The organism is Streptomyces sp. 4F14 (genome assembly GCF_048159485.1).
In the GTDB taxonomy this organism is placed as follows: domain Bacteria; phylum Actinomycetota; class Actinomycetes; order Streptomycetales; family Streptomycetaceae; genus Streptomyces.
Genome location: NZ_JBLRVY010000018.1, coordinates 95,764 through 115,261 on the forward strand (window position 1 = coordinate 95,764; position 19,498 = coordinate 115,261).

Below are 19,498 nucleotides of genomic sequence, written 5' to 3' on the forward strand. Positions count from 1 at the left end.
GCCGGGCTCGCTTTTTCAAAAAGCGGTCAGAAGAACGTGCGTACGTATTCGGCCACCGTGCCGTCCGCCTCCACCACCGGGATCAGCGGCCACTTCTCGAACGTCGTGCACGGATGCGACAGCCCGAGCCCCACCCAGTCACCGACCTCCAGATCGACGCCGGCCTCCGTACCCAGCCAGGCGTGCTGATCGGAGAGCGCGGTCACCGAAACGCCGTCAGCCGTACGCTCGTTGCCGCCCCGCCGGATCACCTCGACGACCGGCAGCCCCAGGTCGTACGCCACGTCCCGCTTGCCCGCGTTGATGAACGCCTGGTGCGCGGTGGGCCTCGACACGACCTGCGCCCACAGTCTGAACGCCGGTTCCAGCGCGCCCTCTTCGGGGACCCGGTTGAAGGGCGTGCGGTCGCGGTAGTGCAGGTGGTCGTGCGTGACGTACGCCCCCGAGCGCAGCAACTTCAGTACCGGCGCCGACAGTTCGGGCACCTCCGCGAGGACGTCGCTCACCGCGTCGAACCACTCGCTGCCGCCCGCGCTGACGACGATCTCGTCGAGCCCGGCGAACCTGTCCGAGCGGTCGAACTCCACGGCCAGCGCGACGAGTTCACGCGTCCAGGCACGGACGGTGTCCGCCGAGGCGTCCGGGACCTGTGCCTCGTACCCCGCCACGCCCACGAGCCTCAGCGTGGCCGTCTCCGCGACGGCGTCGGCCACCGCGTGCGCCTCCGGGGCCGTACGCGCGCCCGTGCGGCCCTCGGGGCCCGCGGCGAGTTCGACGACGACCTCCAACGGGCGGACCGCGCCCGCCTCCTGGAGCGCCGCGTCCATCAGCTCGACGCCGCGTACGGAGTCGACGTAGCAGATGTGGCGGAAAGCGGGGTCGGCGTCCTGTTCCGCGGCGAGCCAGCGGAGGGCCGCCGGGTCCACCAGTTCGTTGGCGAGGAGGATGTGCGAGATGCCGAACCGCCGTGCCACGCGGACCTGGTGGGGCATGGCGAGGGTGATGCCCCAGGCGCCGTGGTCGAGTTGGCGGTGGAAGAGGGCCGGGGCCATCGTCGTCTTGCCGTGCGGGGCGAAGGTGAGGCCGTGGCGGGCCGTGTACGACTCCAGGAGCGCGAGGTTGTGGGCCAGGCGCTCGGCGGAGAGGGTGAGGACCGGGGTGGGGAAGCCGTCCGCGAAGAGGTTGCGGCGCTCGGCCGTCAGCTCGGCGACCGTACGGCCGTCGGCGTCCGGCGGGAGGCCCTTGAAGCGGTGGTCGAGGCGTTCCCGGTCGAGGTCGGCCAGGGCGGCGGGGCGGGGCACGGGCACTCCCGGTCGTAGCTCTGTCGTATAACGAAGTCGGGGTCGACTGTGTGCGGCACAGGATCTTCGACCATACTGCCCGCTGTGGAGCAGCGCATAGGACCGAGCAGCAAGCCCCTGGAAGGCGCCGGGTTCGACCCGGCCTTCATCCCCGGGCTCACCTCGCCCATGGCGGCGGAGCCCGACGGGACGAAGGCCGAGGGGGAACCCGAGGACGCGAAGCCCGCGGAGGAGAGCGCCGCCGAGGAGTCTCTCGTCGAGGCGGACGAGGAGGAGGCGCCGGCCGACGGCCCCGTCTTCGAGGCGTCCGACCGGCGTGCCTCCTTCACCGCCGACCACAAGGGCGTCCGCCTCGCTCTCGACGACCAGAACTGCGAGTTCCGGTGGGACGAGATCGGCGCGGTCGAGACGGAGACGACCCGCTTCGGCAAGCGGTTCACGATCACCGTCCACACGCCCGACCGCCGCTGGTACCCGATAGAGATCGAGGCCAAGTCCCGGTCCGTGTTCCCCGAGTGGGAGCGCGAACTGGACGCCGTCCTCGACGCGTACTTCGAGGACGACGCCCAGAAAGAGCAGCCGGAGCAGCCGGAAGAGGCAGGGTCAGAGGACTAGCAGTACTGCGCCTGCTTCCCGATCGACCGGTACATGCAGTCGGAGTTCTCCAGGAGTTGCAGCACCGCGTCCCGGTTGCGTGACGTCTCCCGCTCGATCACCTCGTCGGGCGGGTAGAAGCCGCCGCCGGACGCGGAGGCCGGGTACATCTCGAAGGTGTACGCGAAGATCTTCTGCGAGCCCCAGAGGTAGTCGTCGATCGACCCGTCGGTGATGTACAGGTCGCTCGACTGCTCCGGCGTGTACCCGTTGCTCGTGGCCATCTTCTGCCCGACGGCCTTGAACGCCGCGTTGTCGTCGACGGTCATGCCGGTCGCGGTGTCGGCGGTCGTGTAGCCGTACGGCCACAGCACGAGCTGGCTGTACGTGTGGAAGTCGATGCCCGTCTTGATCTGCTGGACGCCGCCCACGACCCGGCTGCGCACGAAGTCGGCGACGACCTTCACCTCGGGCGCGGACTCGGCGGCCGGACCCCGGTAGGTCTCGGAGGACGTCGAGCCCGAGGAGCCGCCGCAGCAGCCCCAGCGGTAGTTCCAGTTCCGGTTGAGGTCCGTACCGACCGCGCTGGAACCGGAGTTGGGCTGCCGGTTCTTGCGCCAGGAGCGGTAGGAGCCGGTGGCGATGTCGTACTCGCCGCCGTCCGGGTTGAGGTCGGGGACGATCCAGATCTCGCGTCCGTTGACCATGCTGGTGACCCGGGAGTCGCTGCCGTACCCGGCGCCGAGTTCGCGGATCAGGTAGAGCGCCATCTCGACGGTGAGGTGCTCGCGGGCGTGCTGGTGGTGCGTGAACAGCACCTCCGGCTCGGCCTCGTCGGTGGCGACGTTGTCGCTGATCTTGATCGCGTAGATGTCGCGTCCGCCGTACGACTTGCCGATGACGCGCTTGCTCATGATGCCCGGGTAGGCCGCGAGGCGCTGGTCGATCTCCGCGTTCATCTCGGCGTAGTTGTGGTACCGCGAGTCCGCCGAGGGGAAGTCGAAGAGCCGCAGCTCGTCCTCGGCGAGCCGGTCGGGGGCCGCGCCGAGCGGGGTCACCTCGTACCCGGCCGCCTTGAGCTGCTTGATCTGCTCGGTACGGCCCGACACGACGACCGTCTCCGAGTCCACCTCGTCGATGCTGACCCCGGCCCGCATGATCGCGGTGCGGACGGGCGAGGTGTTGTTGTGGACGTGGATCTCGTACTGGCGGATGTCGTCCGACGCCGGGGCCGCCTTGGTGGCGCTGTCGGCGGTGGCGCTGGTCACCGAGGCCGAGACGGGGGCGGCGAGCGCGAGGGCGAGGAGGGCGGCGAGGGCGGCGGAACGTCTGCCGCCTCGGGGGCTTGAGCCGCGGATGCGAAGGCGCATGAGGTCTCCTTGTGTCTCCAGGTCCGTCCGGATTGTCCGGAGGGGTGGGGGTGGAGCAGGGGAGCTTTGCTGTGTACGGGCTGTGCGGCGTGTCGCTCATGGTCGGGGTTGTGGCATGAGCAGGTCAAGAGTGCAAAGACGTCACCACTTCGTGTGGATCTCGTGCGGGCCCTCTTGTCACACCCGCGACTTTGCGCATCCTTGACGTTCATGGCGGACACCACGGGAAACCCCACGACCGAGGCCCCCTTCAACCCGGCGCAACGCAAGTCCAGTTGGCGTCACATCGGCCCCGGCATCGTCGTCGCGGCGACCGGTGTCGGCGCCGGCGACCTGGTCGCGACCCTCATCGCGGGCAGCAACTTCGGCTACACCCTGCTCTGGGCGGCCGTCCTCGGCTGCCTCGTCAAGATCTCCCTCGCCGAGGCCGCCGGCCGCTGGCACCTCTCCACCGGCCGCACCCTCTTCGACGGCTGGGCGAGCATCGGCCGCTGGACCTTCTGGTTCTTCGGCGTGTACGCCGTGGTCTGGGGGTTCGTGTACGGCGCGGCGGCCATGTCGTCCAGCGCGCTGCCCCTCCAGGCGCTGTTCCCGGACGTCATGGACCTCAAGTGGTGGGGCGTCCTGTGCGGCCTCTCCGGTCTCGTCTTCGTCTGGTTCAACAAGTACGCCGTCTTCGAGAAGGTCATGACCGTCCTGGTCGGCGTGATGTTCGTCGTCACCGTCTACCTGGCGATCCGGGTCACCCCCAACCTCCCCGACGCCCTCGCCGGGTTGCTCCCCGTCCTGCCCGACGAGAAGGACTCCGTCCTCAACACGCTCGGCCTCGTCGGCGGCGTCGGCGGCACCATCACCCTTGCGGCGTACGGGTATTGGGTCAACGCGAAGGGGTGGACCGACTCCGGGTGGATGAAGGTGATGCGGTTCGACAACCGGGTCGCGTACGCCACCACGGGCGTCTTCGTCGTCGCGATGCTCTTCGTCGGCGCGGAGCTCCTCCACTCCGCGAACATCGCGATCGCCAGTGGGGACAAGGGACTTGTCCAGCTGAGCGGCATCCTGGAGGACGAGTACGGCTCCGCCACCGCGAAGTTCTTCCTCATCGGCTTCTTCGCGACGTCGTACACCTCGCTGATCGGGGTGTGGCACGGGGTGAGCCTGATGTTCGCGGACTTCGTCTCCCGGATCAGGGGGGCCGGTGACTCCAAGGGGGAGGACATCGCGTCCGGCGCGCGCGAGCGGTCGTGGCCGTTCCGGGCGTACCTGCTCTGGCTGACGTTCCCGCCGATCGTGCTGCTGTTCCAGGGGCAGCCGTTCCGGCTGATCATCCTGTACGGGGTGCTGGGCGCCGCGTTCCTGCCGTTCCTGGCGCTGACGCTGATCTGGCTGCTCAACTCGCGGCGTACGCCCGTGGAGTGGCGCAACGGGTGGGTCAGCAACGGGATGCTGGCGGTGGCGGGGGTGCTGTTCGTAGTGCTGTGCGCGAAGCAGGTGTGGGATCAGCCGTGGTCGGAGTTCTTCTGAGGCTGCCGGGGCTGAGGCTGCCGGGCCTTTGCTTGCCGACCGGCCAGTAGAAGGTTGAGTTTCGCAAGCACCTCTCCTAGGGTGAAGGTCCGTCCAGGAGAGGTGCCGCACCATGGCCGTGACCGTGCTCGACGACCGCACCGCGCTCGTCCTCATCGACCTCCAGGCGGGCACGCTCGCCGCGCCCACGGTTCCCCACCCGGCCGCCGACGTCGTCGCGCGCGCCGCCGAACTCGCCGCCGCCTTCCGGGAGTCGGGACTGCCCGTAGTCCTCGTACGGATGACGAACTCGCCCGACGGTGCCGACGCCACCCCCGGCCGCAGCGAGGCCGCGCGGCTCGCGGGCGGGGCGCGGCGGCCCTACGACCTCGGGCCGATCGCCGAACCGCTGGCCGGGTACGAGGGTGACGTGCTCGTCGTCAAGCGGGCCTGGGGCGCCTTCCACGGCACCGACCTCGACCTCCAGCTCCGGCGCCGGGGGATCACCCAGATCGTGCTGGGCGGCATCGCGACGAGCCTCGGCGTCGAGTCGACGGCTCGGGCGGCCCACGAGCACGGGTACCACGTCTCCTTCGCCGTCGACGCGATGACCGACATCCGTGAGGAGGCGCACCGGCACAGCGTGTCGTACCTCTTCCCGCTGATCGGCGAGCCGGGGACGGTGGAGGAGATCGTGGGCCTGCTCAAGTCCCGCCCTACTGGAGCCACTTCGGGCTGAGGGCGATCGTCCGCAGCTCCTTGATGCTCAGCGCCGGGGTGGTGCGGGTCGCCGGGGTCTGCTGGGTCGCCGCGTTGAAGGCGCTGATGACGACGCGGAATCCGTCCGTGCGCATCGTGTCGACCGTCCACATGACGACGCCCGCGCCGCCCTTCTCGCCGGGGCCCTGGTGGACGGCCACGAGGGTGCCGTCGGGGAGGGTCTCGGCGCCGGAGCCGAACAACTGGTCCTTCACGTCGGACATGTCGGGCTGGACGTTGATCTGGACGTAGCTCTCGCCCTTGCCGTCGTTCACGACGGCGTACGCGAACTCGGGGTCGGCCCCGGGGCTCCTGGTGACGACCTTGAGGTTCTTGGGCAGCAGGCCGGTGAGGGTCTTGCCGATGTTCGCGGCCGGCTTGGCGGGAGTCGAGGGCGAGGCCGACTTGCTCGCCGTCAGGGCGTGCAGGGCCGGCGCCGACACCACCTTCGTCAACTGGTCCGGGGAGAGCGGGGGATAGGCCCGGGTGACGTCCTCGCCCTTCCGTGCCGGGGCGTTCCACTCCATCAGGGTCACGTACTTGCCGTCCGGCGTGACGAGGTCCGCGTACCAGAGCCGCTTCTCCTTGAGGCGGTCCGGGGACTCGAAGCCCTGGAAGACGGTGACCCGGGAGCCGTCCGCGAGCTGCCGTGTCGTGCAGGTGTCGTCCAGGGCCGGGGTCGGGTCCGGGCAGCCGTCGGTGGCACGCCGGGAGGCGGGGCCCAGGGAGAGGGAGAGGGCGGCGGCGCCCTTGCCGTCGTCGAAGACGCCGAAGACGCTGGAGCTGTCGCTCCGGCCCACCGTGAAGGTGCCTTTCGGGAGCAGCTTCCTGAGGGTCTCCGCGGCGGCCGAGGAGGCGGGGGCCGTCGCGGTGCCCGTGCCGGCGTCCCGGGGTGTGTCGCCGGGGGCGGTCAGCAGGGTTCCGCCGACGCCCAGCGCCGCCACCCCGGCCACGCTGCCGCCGATCACCGCGAGGCGGCGGCGCAGACGCCGGGCGCGGCCCTTGCGGACGCCGCCCTCGACGAGGCCGGTGCGGTCGGGGGTGAAGGTGTCGCCGGTCGCGCGGAGGGTCTCGGCGAGGTGCTGCTCGAAGGGATCGGGCATGGTGAACCGCCGTTTCTGGTCAGGTCGGTTGATTCAGGGGCGTGCGTACTCGTCGATGCCCTCGCCCAGCAGCTCCCGCAGCCGGCGCAGGGCCCGGCTGCTGCGGCTGCGGACGGCGGACGACGTGGTGTGCAGCGCGTGCGCGGTCTCCTCGACGGAGCGGTCCTCCCAGTAGCGCAGGACGACGACCGCGCGGTCCTTGGGGGAGAGGCGGGCCAGCGCCTGGAGCAGGGTCAGCCGCAGGGGCGCGTCCGGCTGGTCGGTGGCCGGCAGGTCGGGGAACGCGTCCGTGGCCCGCTCACCGCTGCTGCGGCGGCGCCGGTGCGCGAGGAAGACGCGGGTCAGGACGGTCTGCGCGTACGCCGCCGGGTTGTCGGCACGCGAGACCCGCCCCCAGCGGACGTAGATCCGGCCGAGGGCCTCCTGGACCAGGTCCTCGGCGAGGTACGTGTCCCCGGCCGTCATCAGGCACGCCGACCGGTACAACTGCCCGGCGCGCGCCGCGGCGAACTCCGCGTACCCGTCCGCCCGCGCCTGTCTCATCCGTTCCCCCTGTGCGTCGCCGCCTTCTGTACCTGTCGATGCGACGGGACCCCGGAAATGTCGCAGAGAACGCGCCCCCTCCGCTTGTGCGGATCCCGTGGAGCCGACTTGGCCCGCTTTGCGGCGAGTTGGCCGGTGGCGGATCGGAGAAGAGTTCGTTACCGGCTCACGAAAGCTGTTCTCCCGGTGGTGAGGCGTGGTTACAGTGCTGAGGTAGTCACGCAATGAAGTCAGCCCGGTGCACCGGAGTAACGCCGATGTGCCGGGTCGCGGGAATCGGGGAGCTGCGCGTGCCAACTGCCATTGCGGTGACCGGCGCGGGCCTCGCGCTGCCGGCGCAGGACGAGCGGACGGTGCCGGCTGTCGTGCTGGAGGGCATCGAACGCCAGCCGCTGGAGCAGGCCGTGGCCACGGTGCAGGGTGCCGTGGAGAGTTACGGCCACCTGGTCGTCGTCTGCGCGAAGGCGGCCCCCGCCGCCGTGGTCCAACGCCTGCACACGGTCCGCTCGTTGCTGGAGAGTGACCGGATCGCCCTGCTCCAGCCCGATCTGCCGCCCCTCGGACTCGCCGTGCTGGCCCGCCAGTTGAGGCAGCTCGCCTCCTGCGACCTGGGCCCCGGCGTCCTCGCCTCCGCGGGCAGACTCCTCACCCACTACATCCACGCCGGCGCCCTGCTCGGCTCGGTCGCCCGCCTCGATCACGTCCCGGTCACCCTCACCTCGCACGCCCGCTCCTGGGTCCCCGGCAGCCAGTTCGCCGTACTCGCCCACCCCCAGCCGACGTTGGTGAAGGCCGGCCCCGGAGTCACCGTCCCCGGGCCCGAGTTCGGTACGTGGCTGCTGTTCGCCAAGGGACAGCTCCCCGCCGAGTGGGTGACCGAGACCCTCGCCCCGGCCTGGCGTACCCAGGGCCTGCGCGAGACCCCGCTGCCCGCCGAGTCCGCTGCCTGGTGGGGCACCGGCAAGGTCGTCGAGTTCTGCGCCTACCTGCCCGACCTGTCGGTGCTGTACCAACTCGTCACCTCGGTACGGCAGTCCGTGTGCCACTGGTGCGGCATCGACGTCATCGGCGACCGCTGCGTCTTCTGCTCCGCCACCCCGCCCCCCGTCCCCGCCGAACCGGTCCGCGCGCTCACCACGGGCGGCCCCCGCCACGCGCTCCCGGCAGGCTAGCCCGCCCGTCCGCTGGACCCGATCCCCCAACGAGGTTGCACGGCTCATGAACTCCCGTCAGCGCCGCGGCGTGATCCTTCTGCTCCTGTCGGTCCTCGCCGCCCTCGGCGCGTTCGCCGGCGTGCTGTCCGTCGTCGACGACGTGAAGTCGAAGGTCGGGCCCGAGGTCGCCGCCTACCAGGTCAAGAGCGACGTGGCGCCCTACACCGCCCTGTCCGCCGGGCAGTTCGAGAAGATCTCGATGCCGAAGCGGTGGCTGTCGGACAACGCCGTCACCGACCTCGCCGCGATCCGCGGCAAGATCGCCGTCACCACCCTCAAGGCCGGCTCCCTCCTCCAGAGCGACATGGTCGTCGACCAGCCCGCCCTGCGCCCCGGCGAGCAGGAGGTCGCCATCATGATCGACGCGGCGACCGGCGTCGCCGGGAAGATCACGGCGGGCGCCTCCGTCAACGTGTACGCCACCTTCGAGGGCGCCCGCGACGCCGACCCGGACGTCTCGAAGATCATCGTCACCAACGCGCGCGTCCTGGACGTCGGCAAGCTCACGGCCCTCGAACCCGACCGCGACGACCGCGCCACCGGCCCCACCCAGGCCGTGCCGATCACCTTCGCCCTCTCCACGCTGGACGCCCAGCGCATCACGTACGCCGAGTCGTTCGCGAAGCGGGTACGGCTCGCGCTGGTCGCGCCCGGCACCGGCACGGCGGTCCCGGAGAAGGACCGCACCTACCAGCTCGCCACGGACAAGTGAGAGGCCGACCATGCCCACGAGGATCCTCCCGGCCGTCGGCGACGCGGACGCGGTCCGCTCCCTCGTCTCCCTGCTGAGCCAGCTCCCCGACGCCGAGCCCGTCCCGCCGGTCACCGACTCCACCCAACTCGTCGACACGCTCGCCCGGTTGGCCGCCGAGTCCGTCGACGAACTCCCCGAGGTCGTCGTCGTCCACGAACGCATCGGCCCCGTCCCGGCGTTGGAGCTGGTCCGTGAAGTCGCCCTGCGTTTCCCGGCGGTGGGCGTCATCCTCGTCACCACCGACGCGTCCCCCGGCCTCTTCTCCGCCGCCATGGACTCCGGCGCGCGCGGCCTGATCACCTTCCCCCTCGCCTACGACGACCTCGCCACCCGCGTCCAGGCCGTCGCCCAGTGGTCCACCGGCGTCCGGCGCCATCTCGGCGGCTCCACGGACGTGTTCACGGGACCCGGCGGCACGGTCGTCACGGTGAGCGGCGCGAAGGGGGGCGTCGGCACCACCCTCACGGCGATCCAACTCGCCCTCGCCGCGCAGGCGTCGGGCCGGACGACCGCCCTGTGCGACCTCGACCTCCAGACCGGCGACGTCGCCTCCTACCTCGACGTCCAGTTCCGCCGCTCCGTCGTCGACCTCGCCGCGATCACCGACATCTCGCCCCGCATCCTCGCCGAGGCCGTCTTCCGCCACGACACAGGTGTCGACCTCCTGCTGGCCCCCGGCGACGGGGAGCGCGGCGAGGAGGTCACCGACCGGGCGGCCCGGCACATCGTCGGCGCGCTGCGCGCCCGCTACGAGGTGGTGATCGTCGACTGCGGCGCCCACCTCAGCGGCGCGAGCGCGGCGGCGGTCGAAACAGCCGACACGGCCCTGCTGGTCACCACCCCCGACGTCGTCGCCGTCCGGGGCGCCAAACGCACCGTCCGCATGTGGGACCGCCTCCAGATCCGCAAGGCGGAGGAGACGACGGTGGTGGTCAACCGCCACTCCCGCGCCACGGAGATCCAGCCGGCCCTGATCCAGAAGATCACCGGAACAGCCCTCGCCACGACGGCGGTTCCGGCCCACTTCAAGGAACTCCAAGCGGCCGTCGACTCCGGCCGCCTGCACGCCCTCGACCCCAAGGGCTCGGTACGCCAGGCCCTTTGGTCCCTCGCCGGCGAACTCGGCCTGGCCAAGGCTCCGGAGGCGGCCCAGGGACGCCGGGCGCGCGGCGGGGACCGGGGGTCGGCGGGCTTGAGGCGGCGGAAGGAGTGAGCGCGATGAGACACCGGGTGATCGGCGTGACGGACCGTGAACCCTCCGCCGGAGGGCGGCGCGGGTTCGCCGGTGAGGCGGGCCGTGGGCTTCTCGGCGTGGTGGAACGCGGGCTCACCGGGGCGGCGGCGTGTGGGTCTGTCGACGGGGCGGAGCGCGAGCGTGCCCGCGTGGTGGGGTGCGGGGGCGCCGACGCCGTGCGACGCGGGCGCGGCGGCGCGGTCGGGTCCGGGCTCGCCGGACGGATCAGGCACAGGTTCGCCGGTGCGACGGGCGCCGTGGGGCGCCGCCCCTACGGGTTGCCGGGTCGTGTGCTCGCCGGCGTGGTGGGACGCCGCCCCACCCACCCGCCGGACGACCCCGGCACCGCCCCTCCGCCGCGCCGCCTCACCGGCGACCGCGGCCAGGTCGCCGTCGAGTTCACCGGCATGCTGCCCGTCATCCTCGTCACGCTCATCGCCATCTGGCAGTGCGTGCTGGTCGGTTACACGTTCACACTCGCCGGGAACGCCGCCGACGCGGCCGTCCGTGCCGGTGCGGTCGCGGACCCGGGTGCGCGGTCGGGGGCGTGCGAGCAGGCCGGGACCGAGGATCTGCCGGGGGCCTGGCAGGGGGACGCGGAGGTGAGTTGTGGCGGGTCCGGGTTCGTGACCGCGACCGTGCGGCTCCAAGTGCCCGTGCTCTTCCCCGGAGTTCTCTCCCTGCCCTTCGAAGTGCGGGGGCACGCTGGGGCCGTCGAGGAATGGAACGGGCCCTGACATGAGGAAGCGTCGTGGAGACCGCGGCCAAGTCGCCATCGAGTACGTGGGGTTCCTGCCGATCCTGCTCATCGTCGGCATGGCCGTCGTGCAGCTGGGGATCATCGCGTACGCCGGACAGCAGGCCGGTACGGCGGCCCGGGCCGGTGCCCGCAGCGAGGCCCGCGCGGCCGGGACGGCCCAGCAGGCGTGCGGGAACGCCGTCAGCAGTTGGATCGACGTCAGCTGTGTCGCCGCGGACCTCGGCGACGACGTCCGGGTCACCTCCTCCGTCGCCATCCCGTCCGTCTTCTTCGGCTGGGGCGACTTCGGCCCCGCCCAGCGGACCGCGACCATGCCGAACGACCAGCGAACGGAGTCCCCATGAGCCTCAGGGCACGGATCAGCACGCCCGAGGAGAACGGCAGCCGGGGCGAGGACGGTCACCTGGTCGCGACGTACCGCGCGAAGCTCCTGGAGGAGATCGACCTCGCCGAGATGACGGCGCTCGCGGCGGCCGAACGCCGGGCGCGGCTGGAGCGGGTCCTCGGGCACATCATCAGCCGTGAGGGCCCGGTCCTGTCGACGTCCGAACGGGCCAGGCTGATCAGGCGAGTTGTCGACGAGGCGCTGGGGCTCGGCATCCTGGAGCCGCTCCTCGAAGACGCCTCGGTCACCGAGATCATGGTCAACGGACCGGACGCGATCTTCGTCGAACGCGGCGGCAGGGTCGAGCAGTTGCCGCTCCGGTTCGCCTCCGCCGACCAGCTCATGCAGACCATCGAACGCATCGTCTCGACGGTCAACCGCCGGGTGGACGAGTCGAACCCGATGGTCGACGCCCGCCTGCCGTCCGGCGAGCGCGTCAACGTCATCATCCCCCCGCTCTCCCTGACCGGCCCGATCCTCACCATCCGCCGCTTCCCCCGCTCCTTCACCCTGCACGAACTCGTCGGCTTCAACTCCCTCGACGAACACATGCTGTTCCTGCTCGCGGGCCTCGTGCAGGCCAAGTTCAACGTGATCGTCTCCGGCGCCACCGGCACCGGCAAGACGACCCTCCTCAACGCCCTGTCCGGACTGATCCCGGAGGGCGAACGCATCATCACCATCGAGGACTCCGCGGAACTCCAGCTCCAGCAACAGCACGTCGTACGGCTGGAGTCGAGGCCCCCGAACGTCGAGGGCAAGGGCCACATCACGATCCGCGACCTGGTCCGCAACTCCCTGCGCATGCGCCCCGACCGGATCGTCGTCGGTGAGGTCCGCGGCGGCGAGTCCCTGGACATGCTCCAGGCGATGTCGACGGGCCACGACGGCTCGCTGGCCACCGTCCACGCCAACAGCGCGGAGGACGCCCTCACCCGGCTCCAGACGCTCGCCTCGATGTCCGACGTCGAGGTCCCCTTCGTCGCCCTGCACGACCAGATCAACAGCGCCGTGGACGTCCTCATCCAGCTCACCCGGTTCGCCGACGGCGCCCGCCGCATCACCGAGATAGCGCTCCTCGACAGCCACGGCGGCGAACCGTACCGGCTCGCGACCGTCGCCCGCTTCGACGCCCTCCCGATGTCCTCCGACGGCCGCATCCACGGCAGCTTCCGCTACTTCCCCCTCCCGCGCCGCACCGCCGACCGCCTCTACATGGCCAGCCAGCCCATCCCCCAGGCGTTCGGCGTGGCCCAGAGCCCGGCCGAACTCGCGATCCGAGAAGCCCGCTAGGCAGGACGACCCCATGGACCTCGACCAACTCACCACGCTCACCACGGGGCTGACCGTCCTGTGCCTCACCCTCGCCGTCGCGGGCCTGCACGCGTACGCCACCGGCCGCGCCCAGCGCGCCGCCCTCGTCGACCGGCTCTCCTACACCGGCCAGTTGCCGCCCGCCGGACGCCGCCGCCGCTTCCGCGACCTCGACCGCCGTATCCGCCGCACCGGCCTGGGCCGTTCGCTGGAGCGGCGCCTCGCGACGACCGGACTCGACGTCACCCCGGGGGAGTTCACCGCGTACATGCTCGGCGCGGTCGCCGGGCTCTGGCTCGTCAGCCAAGCCGTCCTCGCCCCCTTCTTCGGACCGATCGCCGGACTGATCGCGATCGGCTCCGCGTTCCAGTTCCTCAACTGGCAGCGCCAGAAACGCATCGAGCGGTTCATCAACCAACTCCCCGAACTGGCCCGCATCCTGGCCAACGCGACCCAGGCGGGCCTCGCCCTGCGCACCGCGATAGGGATGGCCGCCGAGGAGCTGGAGGCGCCCGCCGGGGAGGAACTCGCCAAGGTCGCCAACCAGTTGGCGGTCGGCCAGTCCATGGACGACGCCCTCGGCGAACTCGCCGACCGGCTGCCGTCCCGCGAACTCGTCGTCCTCGTCACCACGTTGGTCCTCTCCAACAAGGCCGGTGGCCAAGTCGTGGGCGCCCTGCGGAACCTGACCGAGACGCTGGAGGAACGCAAGGAGACCCGACGGGAGATCCGCACCCAGCTCTCCCAGGTGAACCTGACCGCGTACGCCGTACCCCTCCTGGGCGTCGGCTCGTTGTTCCTCATGGACGGTGTCAAGGAGGGGGCCCTGGACCGGATGACCGGCTCGCCGCTCGGCCAGGCCGCCGTCCTCATCGCCTTCGGCCTGTACGCCGTCGGGTTCGTCCTCATCCGGCGCATGTCCCGGATCGACGTCTGAGCGGGGGGAGTTGGACATGGCTCTGCTGCTCGCGTTCCTGATGGCGGCCTCCGTGTGGGGCGCCTTCACCGGCATCCGCATGTACCGCGCGGACGTCAAACTGCCCCCCGACCTCGCGCTGGCCCTGGAGGTCGGCGCGACCCGAACAGGCGCGGTGGACTCGCTGGTCGACCGCATGGGCATGCGGTACGCGCCCGCCGTCCTGCGCCTCATGGGCCCCCGCCTGGTCGCCAAGTACCGCCGCCGCATCGACCTCGCCGGCAACCCCGGCGGCCTCACCATCGACCGCTACGCCGCCCGCCGCGCCGTCTACGGCACCCTGGGCGCCGTAGGGGCGCTGATCTTCTTCCTCCGCGGGAACCCCCTCATCGCGCTGCTGATGCTCGCCTTCGGCGCCGTGTGGACCGAGGTCGGCATCTGGTCCGCGATCCGTGTCCGCAAGGACGTCATCGAACGCACCCTGCCCGACTTCCTCGACGTCCTCGCCGTCGTCGTCAGCGCGGGCCTCGGCTTCCGGCAGGCCCTCGACCGCGTCGCCAGCCGCTACGAGGGTCCCTGGGCCGACGAGATCCGCATCACCCTGCGCCAGATGGACCTGGGCATGAGCCGCCGCGAAGCCTTCGCGGAACTGCGCCGCCGCAACGACTCCGAGCAGGTCGCCATGTTCGTCACGGCGTTGCAGCAGGGCGAGGAGCTCGGCGCCCCCATCGTCGACACGCTGGTCGCCATCGCCAAGGACATGCGCCGCACGGACGCCCAGAACGCCCGCCGCAAGGCCGCCCGCGCGGTCCCCCGGGCGACGCTGATGATCACCACGTTCATGGTCCCGGCGACGATGCTGCTGCTCGGCGCCGGCCTGCTGCTGGGGTCGGGCACCGACTTCGGCACGATCACGGGGAAGTAGGGGGCGGCATGGGGGTGTCGAGGCGGAAGGGGGTGCCGCGTCCGGTGGCGCCCCTCGCCCTCCAGGTCAACGCCCTCCAGGCCCTGTCCCGGCAGGTCTTCGGCTTCCGGCTCGCGATGATCGCCCTGGCCGCCCCCTCCGCCCTCCTCAACGCCTCACCCGGCGTGGGCGTCCGCCTCGTCGGCACCGCCGTCGTCGTCACCTTCATGGTGTCGTACGCCCTCCTGCGCGACTGGGAACGCTTCGGCCCGCTGCTCCTGAGGCACCCCAGCCTCCTCGCGGCCGACACCCTCCTCGGCTCGCTCCTCCTCGTCTCCGCCGGCCCCGACACGACCCTCGCCTACGTCAGCGTCTGCACCCCCCTGCTCGCCGGAATCGCCTACGGCTGGCGCGGCGCCGCCTGCTTCGCCTCCCTGCAAGGGGTCATCCTGCTCATCGTCCACACGACGCTGGAGGCGCGCTCCGGCGCATCGGTCGCCGAACGGCTCCTGCTCCCCGGCTTCTGCGTCATCACCGGCGCCCTCGGATCCGCCCTGCGCGGACTGATGCTGAGGTTCGGCGAGGCCACCGAGGCCCTCGCCGAGACCCGCGCCCGCCTCGCCGCCGCCGAGGCCGTCACCGCCGAACGCGACCGACTGGCCCGGGAGATGCACGACTCGCTCGCCAAGTCCCTGTACGGCATGGCCCTCGCCGCCGAGGCGCTCGCGGCCGGCGCCGACCAACGCGTCCGCGAACAGGCCGAGTCGATCGCCGGGGCGGCCCGGCGCGCGGCGGGCGAGTCACGGGAACTGCTGACCGACCTGCGGGGCGGGGAGAGCGAGGACGGCGATGAGATGGACGTACTCGACGAACTGGCCGTGCGGACGACGGACTTCGCGTCCCGCACCGGGCTGCCGACGACCTACCGCGCGACCGGTGAGCGCAGCGCCGTACCCGTACCGCCCTTCGTGGCACGGGAGTTGCTGACCATCGCCGCCGAGGCCCTCGACAACGCGCACCGGCACGCCCGGGCGAGCCGGGTCGAGGTCAGTGCCGGGGTGCACGGGGACGTCCTGCGTGTCACCGTCCACGACGACGGCACGGGGCTGCCGCCCGGCACCAGCCTCGACGCGCTGCGCCGGGCCGGGCACTTCGGGCTGCTCGGGATGAGCGAGCGGGCCTCGGCCCTCGGGGCGCGGCTGCGGATCGGGCGGGGCGGGCGCGGCACCGAGGTCAGCGTGGAGCTTCAACTCCCGCCCAGGGTGGGACAGTCCGAGAAGAGGGCGGCGTGACGGAAAGGGAGCGGCGGATGAAGGTTCTCGTGGCCGACGACAATCCCGTGGTCCGCGCGGGCCTCGCCGCGCTGCTCGGCGGGCCCGGCGGCATGGACGTCGTCGCGCAGGCCGTGAACGGGCGCGAGGCGTACGAACTCGCCGAGCGCCACCGGCCCGACGTCGTCCTCCTCGACGTCCGGATGCCCGAGGTCGACGGGCTCGCCGCGCTGCCCCGGCTGGTGCGGCTCTGCGCCGTCCTCATGCTGACGTACAGCGGGGAGTCGGCGACCGTGCGGGAAGCGCTGCGGCTCGGGGCGCGGGGGTATCTCGTGCACGGGGAGTTCGGGGTCGAGGAGTTGGTGCGGGCCGTGCGGGACGTCGTGCGGGGGCGGGCGCACTTGACGCCCACCGCGGCCACCGCGGTGCTGGAGGGGCTCTGGGGGACCTCCCGTGAAGATGCGACTGCACACAGCATCGATCTCCCAACTGCCCATTATCCAGGCACTTTCAGCAAAGTGCTTTCGCGAGTGCAACCACTTGTGGGACAGTCTGCTTCAGGCCGGGAGCGGCATCGTCTGAGTGCGAGGGAGGCGGAGATCATGGACCTCATCGCGTCCGGCATGTCGAACCAGCAGATCGCCGTGTCCTGCTTCATCAGCGAGAAGACCGTCAAGAACCACATCAACCGGATCTTCGCGAAGCTGCACAGCACGAGCCGGGCCGAGGCCACGGCGAAGTGGCTCGGCACGGCGCCGCCGCCGGTGCGGGGGGTGAGCTGAGCGATGCGTTCCCTTTCTTGGGCCCACATTTGGGCCCCCGGACCCTCCCCCTCCTCTTGCCCCGTCGCCTACGCTTCCGCCGAACGCGGAGAGAGCGGCGCGGCTACCGGAGGACAGGGCGATGAACAGACTGCGGAGACTGCGGTACGACGTGGGCCAGACCGCGGTGGAGTATCTCGGGATCATCGCGGTGGTCGTGGCGATCGTGCTCGCGATCACCGGCACGGACATCGGGCAGACGATCCTCACCGCCATCAAGAACCAGATCACCAAGGTCACGGGAGCCTGACACCGGCCCGTAGACGAGGTGACGCGGGGCAGGCTTTCCCCATCTACATCACGGTGGTGGCGGGCCTGCTCTTTCTGGCGTTCGCGTATCTCGCGGTCGGCCAGGCCGGGGTGAACAGAGGCGACGCGCAGGCCGCCGCCGACGCCGCAGCGCTGGCCGCGGCGCAGGAGACACGGGACCAGCTCGCCGGTGACTGGGTGGCCGATGTCCTCGACCCCACGAAGTGGGACGACATCTTCGACGGCGTCGGCGCGGGCAACGACTGCTGGCGCGCGTACCAGCTCGCGGAGGCGAACGAGGCCACGGCGACCTGCAACCCCGGCATCATGCGGTACACGGTCGAGGCGAGGACGAAGGAGTCCGTCGGTGACTCGATCGTCCCCGGTACGGAGGATCAGCACTCGAGGGCCCGCGCCACGGCCGAGATCGAGTCGCTGTGCACCTTCGACCCGCTTCCCAGTCCCACCCCCACCCCTACCCCCACACCCACGGGGGACGAGGGCGGCGAGGAGCCGGGGGACGGCGAGACACCTCCCGTCCAGCTTCCCGTCCTCGACTGCGACGGCGGCACGTGGACCCTGGACCCGCAGAACCTCCACCTGCCGGAACCGCAGGACCTCTTCGACGTCCACCTGGCCGCGTGAGAGACAACCACGAAGGAAGCAGAGGCATGAGCATGCGGTTCACGACGAAGGCCCGCAGGGGGATGGTCGCGCTGACCGTTGCGGCCGGTCTGGCCCTCGGCGTGGCCGGATGCGGCGGTGGCGGGGGAGACGACGGCGACAAGGCCGAGAGCAAGCCGTCCGCAGGGCGGTCGAGCGACGGGTCCCAGCCGAGCGCGCAGGAAGGGAAGTCGGAGCAGCCGTTGGCCGAACTCAAGGGCCCGGACGGCCTGTTGCTCCAGATCACCGGCGCCGTACGGGACTCCGGGGGCTTCGTCACGGTGAACGGGGCGATGAAGAACGAGGGCGGTGAGGCGGTGAACGTACCCGCCCAGGTCAGCGGGAACGAGACCGAGATCATCCGCAACGGCAGCTCGCTCGGCGGAGCCACCCTCGTCGACGCCAAGGGCAAGAAGCGCTACTACGTCCTGCGCGACACCGAGGGGCGCCCCCTGACCACCACCAACCTCCCCGCGCTGAAGTCCGGCGAGTCCTTCCCGGTCTTCATGCAGTTCCCCGCGCCCCCGGCCACCACCACCGAAGTCGCCTTCCAGCTCCCCATGTTCCCCACCGCCACGATCGGCATCTCCGGGTGAGGCCGCCGATGAAACACACGCTCACCCTCACCGCCACCCTCCTCCTCACCCTCACCACCCCCGCCCACGCGGACGACGCCCCCAGCGTCCCCCCGGGCACCGAACCCTCCGCCTCCGCCCCCGTCCAGGTCGACCCCAACGACCCCGACCTGAAGCTCCCGCAGGGCGGCACCCTCGCCACCCCCAAGGTCCTCGACATCAAGCAGGTCGTCGAGGACCAGACCGGCGACGAACGCAGGGAGGACACGAACGCGGACGTGAAGTTCGCCCTCCAGGCGGAGGTCCTCTTCGGCAAGGACAGCTCGAAGATCACCCCCACCTCCCGCTCCCGCATCGCGGCGATCGCGGCGGAGATCAAGAAACAGAACGCGACCCGCATCAGAGTCTTCGGCTTCACCGACGACCTGGGCTCCTCCGCCCACGGCGACGTCCTGTCCCGCCAGCGCGCGAACGCCGTACAGGCGGTCCTGGACGACGAGTTGAACGACCCGAACCTGACGTTCGACGTCCGCGGCTACGGCGAGCAGTACCCCATCGCGGACAACGCGTCGGAAGCGGGCCGCAAGAAGAACCGCCGCGTGGAGATCACGTTCCCGAGGGAGGGCTGACGGTCCCGCCTACTTGGAGTGGTCGATGACGTTCCCGTTGGAGCAGTTGTTGACATGGTCGCCGACCCAGTCCCCGACGACGGGCACGACGGCGACCTCCTGGAGACAGACGGCGCCGGCGCTGAAGTTCCAGTTGTCGGCGGCGTTCACACCCCCACCGAAATCGGAGTCGTTGTCGGCATGGGCCGGCACAGCGGTCAGGGCAAGGGCGGCGAGCGGCAGAACCGCGAGAACGATCTTCTTCATGCGCCGGACAACGAGCCGGAGCCCTTCAGGACACGCCCACCACCTCCACCCGCACCCCCGCCACGACCCCCCACCCCGCCATGGCCCCCGCCTCCGCCTCCAGCACATGCCGGGCCCGCACCCGGGGCAGCCCCAGCCGCCCCGGGACCATCGTCCGCACGGCCAGCACCTTCAAGTCCCGGGACAGATAGGCCACATCGATGGCCATTCGCATCCGGAACGTATGGATCCCGGAGGCCGGCGACAGCAGCAGGGCTCCTTCGACGGAGGATCGCCCCAACAGCCCTTTCGCGCGGGCCCGGTAGGAGGCGGCGATCTCCAACGGCACCTCCGTCGGAGACGGCCCGTGCACGACCAGCACCCCACGCCCGTCCCGCCACCGCCCCACAA

General features: G+C 71.2%; 23 protein-coding genes. 17 read left to right on the plus strand and 6 right to left on the minus strand.

Features of this window, described 5'->3' with window-relative positions:
* Positions 1-26: 26 nt before the first annotated feature.
* A complete protein-coding gene (locus ACLZOT_RS28720; protein WP_416972005.1) occupies positions 27-1,301 on the minus strand; it encodes an alanine racemase in 1,275 nt (424 codons plus the stop codon).
* An 84-nt stretch (positions 1,302-1,385) separates the two neighbouring features.
* On the opposite strand from ACLZOT_RS28720, the gene ACLZOT_RS28725 reads away from it, so the two are divergent.
* Complete coding sequence (locus ACLZOT_RS28725) at positions 1,386-1,916, plus strand: hypothetical protein (RefSeq protein WP_416972006.1); 531 nt, start codon at positions 1,386-1,388, stop codon at positions 1,914-1,916.
* Here ACLZOT_RS28725 and ACLZOT_RS28730 read toward each other — a convergent pair.
* The gene (locus tag ACLZOT_RS28730) at positions 1,913-3,265 is read right to left on the minus strand and encodes a M14 family metallopeptidase (protein ID WP_416972007.1); all 1,353 of its coding nucleotides are present in this window, start codon (positions 3,263-3,265) and stop codon (positions 1,913-1,915) included. The genes ACLZOT_RS28725 and ACLZOT_RS28730 overlap by 4 nt on opposite strands.
* A 210-nt stretch (positions 3,266-3,475) precedes the next feature.
* Here ACLZOT_RS28730 and ACLZOT_RS28735 point away from each other — a divergent pair, with 210 nt between their 5' ends.
* Both ACLZOT_RS28735 and ACLZOT_RS28740 read left to right on the plus strand, forming a co-directional pair.
* Positions 3,476-4,789: an Nramp family divalent metal transporter gene (locus tag ACLZOT_RS28735; RefSeq protein ID WP_416972008.1), complete on the plus strand. Its 1,314-nt coding sequence runs from the start codon at positions 3,476-3,478 to the stop codon at positions 4,787-4,789.
* A gap of 112 nt (positions 4,790-4,901) precedes the next feature.
* The gene (locus ACLZOT_RS28740; protein ID WP_416972009.1) at positions 4,902-5,507 is read left to right on the plus strand and encodes an isochorismatase family protein; all 606 of its coding nucleotides are present in this window, start codon (positions 4,902-4,904) and stop codon (positions 5,505-5,507) included.
* Here the strand turns inward: ACLZOT_RS28740 and ACLZOT_RS28745 are convergent.
* Entirely contained in the window at positions 5,485-6,630 is a 1,146-nt protein-coding gene (locus tag ACLZOT_RS28745) for a hypothetical protein (protein ID WP_416972010.1), read from the minus strand. The genes ACLZOT_RS28740 and ACLZOT_RS28745 overlap by 23 nt on opposite strands.
* Positions 6,631-6,663: 33 nt before the next feature.
* Positions 6,664-7,173: a SigE family RNA polymerase sigma factor gene (locus tag ACLZOT_RS28750; protein WP_416972011.1), complete on the minus strand. Its 510-nt coding sequence runs from the start codon at positions 7,171-7,173 to the stop codon at positions 6,664-6,666.
* A 257-nt stretch (positions 7,174-7,430) separates the two neighbouring features.
* Between ACLZOT_RS28750 and ACLZOT_RS28755 the strand changes: the two genes are divergently transcribed.
* The 14 genes from ACLZOT_RS28755 to ACLZOT_RS28820 all read left to right on the plus strand — a co-directional run bounded on the left by ACLZOT_RS28755 (position 7,431) and on the right by ACLZOT_RS28820 (position 18,862).
* The gene (locus tag ACLZOT_RS28755; protein ID WP_416972115.1) at positions 7,431-8,345 is read left to right on the plus strand and encodes a hypothetical protein; all 915 of its coding nucleotides are present in this window, start codon (positions 7,431-7,433) and stop codon (positions 8,343-8,345) included.
* A gap of 46 nt (positions 8,346-8,391) precedes the next feature.
* A complete protein-coding gene (gene cpaB / locus ACLZOT_RS28760; protein WP_416972012.1) occupies positions 8,392-9,099 on the plus strand; it encodes a Flp pilus assembly protein CpaB in 708 nt (235 codons plus the stop codon).
* Positions 9,100-9,109: 10 nt separating this feature from the next.
* Positions 9,110-10,354 (plus strand): AAA family ATPase, encoded by a 1,245-nt coding sequence (locus tag ACLZOT_RS28765; RefSeq protein WP_416972013.1) that lies wholly within the window; start codon positions 9,110-9,112, stop codon positions 10,352-10,354.
* Between the two features lie 428 nt (positions 10,355-10,782).
* Complete coding sequence (locus tag ACLZOT_RS28770) at positions 10,783-11,112, plus strand: pilus assembly protein (RefSeq protein WP_416972116.1); 330 nt, start codon at positions 10,783-10,785, stop codon at positions 11,110-11,112.
* A gap of 1 nt (position 11,113) precedes the next feature.
* On the plus strand, positions 11,114-11,479 hold the full coding sequence (locus ACLZOT_RS28775) for a TadE/TadG family type IV pilus assembly protein (protein ID WP_416972014.1): 366 nt from the start codon (positions 11,114-11,116) through the stop codon (positions 11,477-11,479).
* A complete protein-coding gene (locus ACLZOT_RS28780; RefSeq protein WP_416972015.1) occupies positions 11,476-12,813 on the plus strand; it encodes a CpaF family protein in 1,338 nt (445 codons plus the stop codon). Before ACLZOT_RS28775 ends, ACLZOT_RS28780 begins: the two co-directional genes overlap by 4 nt.
* A gap of 13 nt (positions 12,814-12,826) precedes the next feature.
* The gene (locus ACLZOT_RS28785) at positions 12,827-13,771 is read left to right on the plus strand and encodes a type II secretion system F family protein (RefSeq protein WP_416972016.1); all 945 of its coding nucleotides are present in this window, start codon (positions 12,827-12,829) and stop codon (positions 13,769-13,771) included.
* A 16-nt stretch (positions 13,772-13,787) separates the two neighbouring features.
* The gene (locus ACLZOT_RS28790) at positions 13,788-14,675 is read left to right on the plus strand and encodes a DUF5936 domain-containing protein (protein WP_416972017.1); all 888 of its coding nucleotides are present in this window, start codon (positions 13,788-13,790) and stop codon (positions 14,673-14,675) included.
* Positions 14,676-14,683: 8 nt separating this feature from the next.
* Complete coding sequence (locus tag ACLZOT_RS28795; RefSeq protein ID WP_416972018.1) at positions 14,684-15,946, plus strand: sensor histidine kinase; 1,263 nt, start codon at positions 14,684-14,686, stop codon at positions 15,944-15,946.
* 17 nt (positions 15,947-15,963) lie between these two features.
* The gene (locus ACLZOT_RS28800; RefSeq protein ID WP_416972019.1) at positions 15,964-16,707 is read left to right on the plus strand and encodes a response regulator; all 744 of its coding nucleotides are present in this window, start codon (positions 15,964-15,966) and stop codon (positions 16,705-16,707) included.
* 121 nt (positions 16,708-16,828) lie between these two features.
* Entirely contained in the window at positions 16,829-16,996 is a 168-nt protein-coding gene (locus ACLZOT_RS28805) for a Flp family type IVb pilin (RefSeq protein WP_416972020.1), read from the plus strand.
* Positions 16,993-17,640 (plus strand): pilus assembly protein TadG-related protein, encoded by a 648-nt coding sequence (locus ACLZOT_RS28810; RefSeq protein ID WP_416972117.1) that lies wholly within the window; start codon positions 16,993-16,995, stop codon positions 17,638-17,640. Before ACLZOT_RS28805 ends, ACLZOT_RS28810 begins: the two co-directional genes overlap by 4 nt.
* A gap of 26 nt (positions 17,641-17,666) precedes the next feature.
* Entirely contained in the window at positions 17,667-18,254 is a 588-nt protein-coding gene (locus ACLZOT_RS28815) for a hypothetical protein (RefSeq protein ID WP_416972021.1), read from the plus strand.
* Between the two features lie 8 nt (positions 18,255-18,262).
* Complete coding sequence (locus ACLZOT_RS28820; RefSeq protein ID WP_416972022.1) at positions 18,263-18,862, plus strand: OmpA family protein; 600 nt, start codon at positions 18,263-18,265, stop codon at positions 18,860-18,862.
* A 9-nt stretch (positions 18,863-18,871) separates the two neighbouring features.
* Here the strand turns inward: ACLZOT_RS28820 and ACLZOT_RS28825 are convergent, their stop codons facing one another.
* Positions 18,872-19,108 carry a hypothetical protein gene (locus ACLZOT_RS28825; protein ID WP_416972023.1) on the minus strand — a complete coding sequence of 79 codons (237 nt, stop codon included), beginning with the start codon at positions 19,106-19,108 and terminating at the stop codon, positions 18,872-18,874.
* Between the two features lie 25 nt (positions 19,109-19,133).
* Positions 19,134-19,496 (minus strand): DUF192 domain-containing protein, encoded by a 363-nt coding sequence (locus tag ACLZOT_RS28830; RefSeq protein ID WP_416972024.1) that lies wholly within the window; start codon positions 19,494-19,496, stop codon positions 19,134-19,136.
* Positions 19,497-19,498 lie beyond the last annotated feature (2 nt).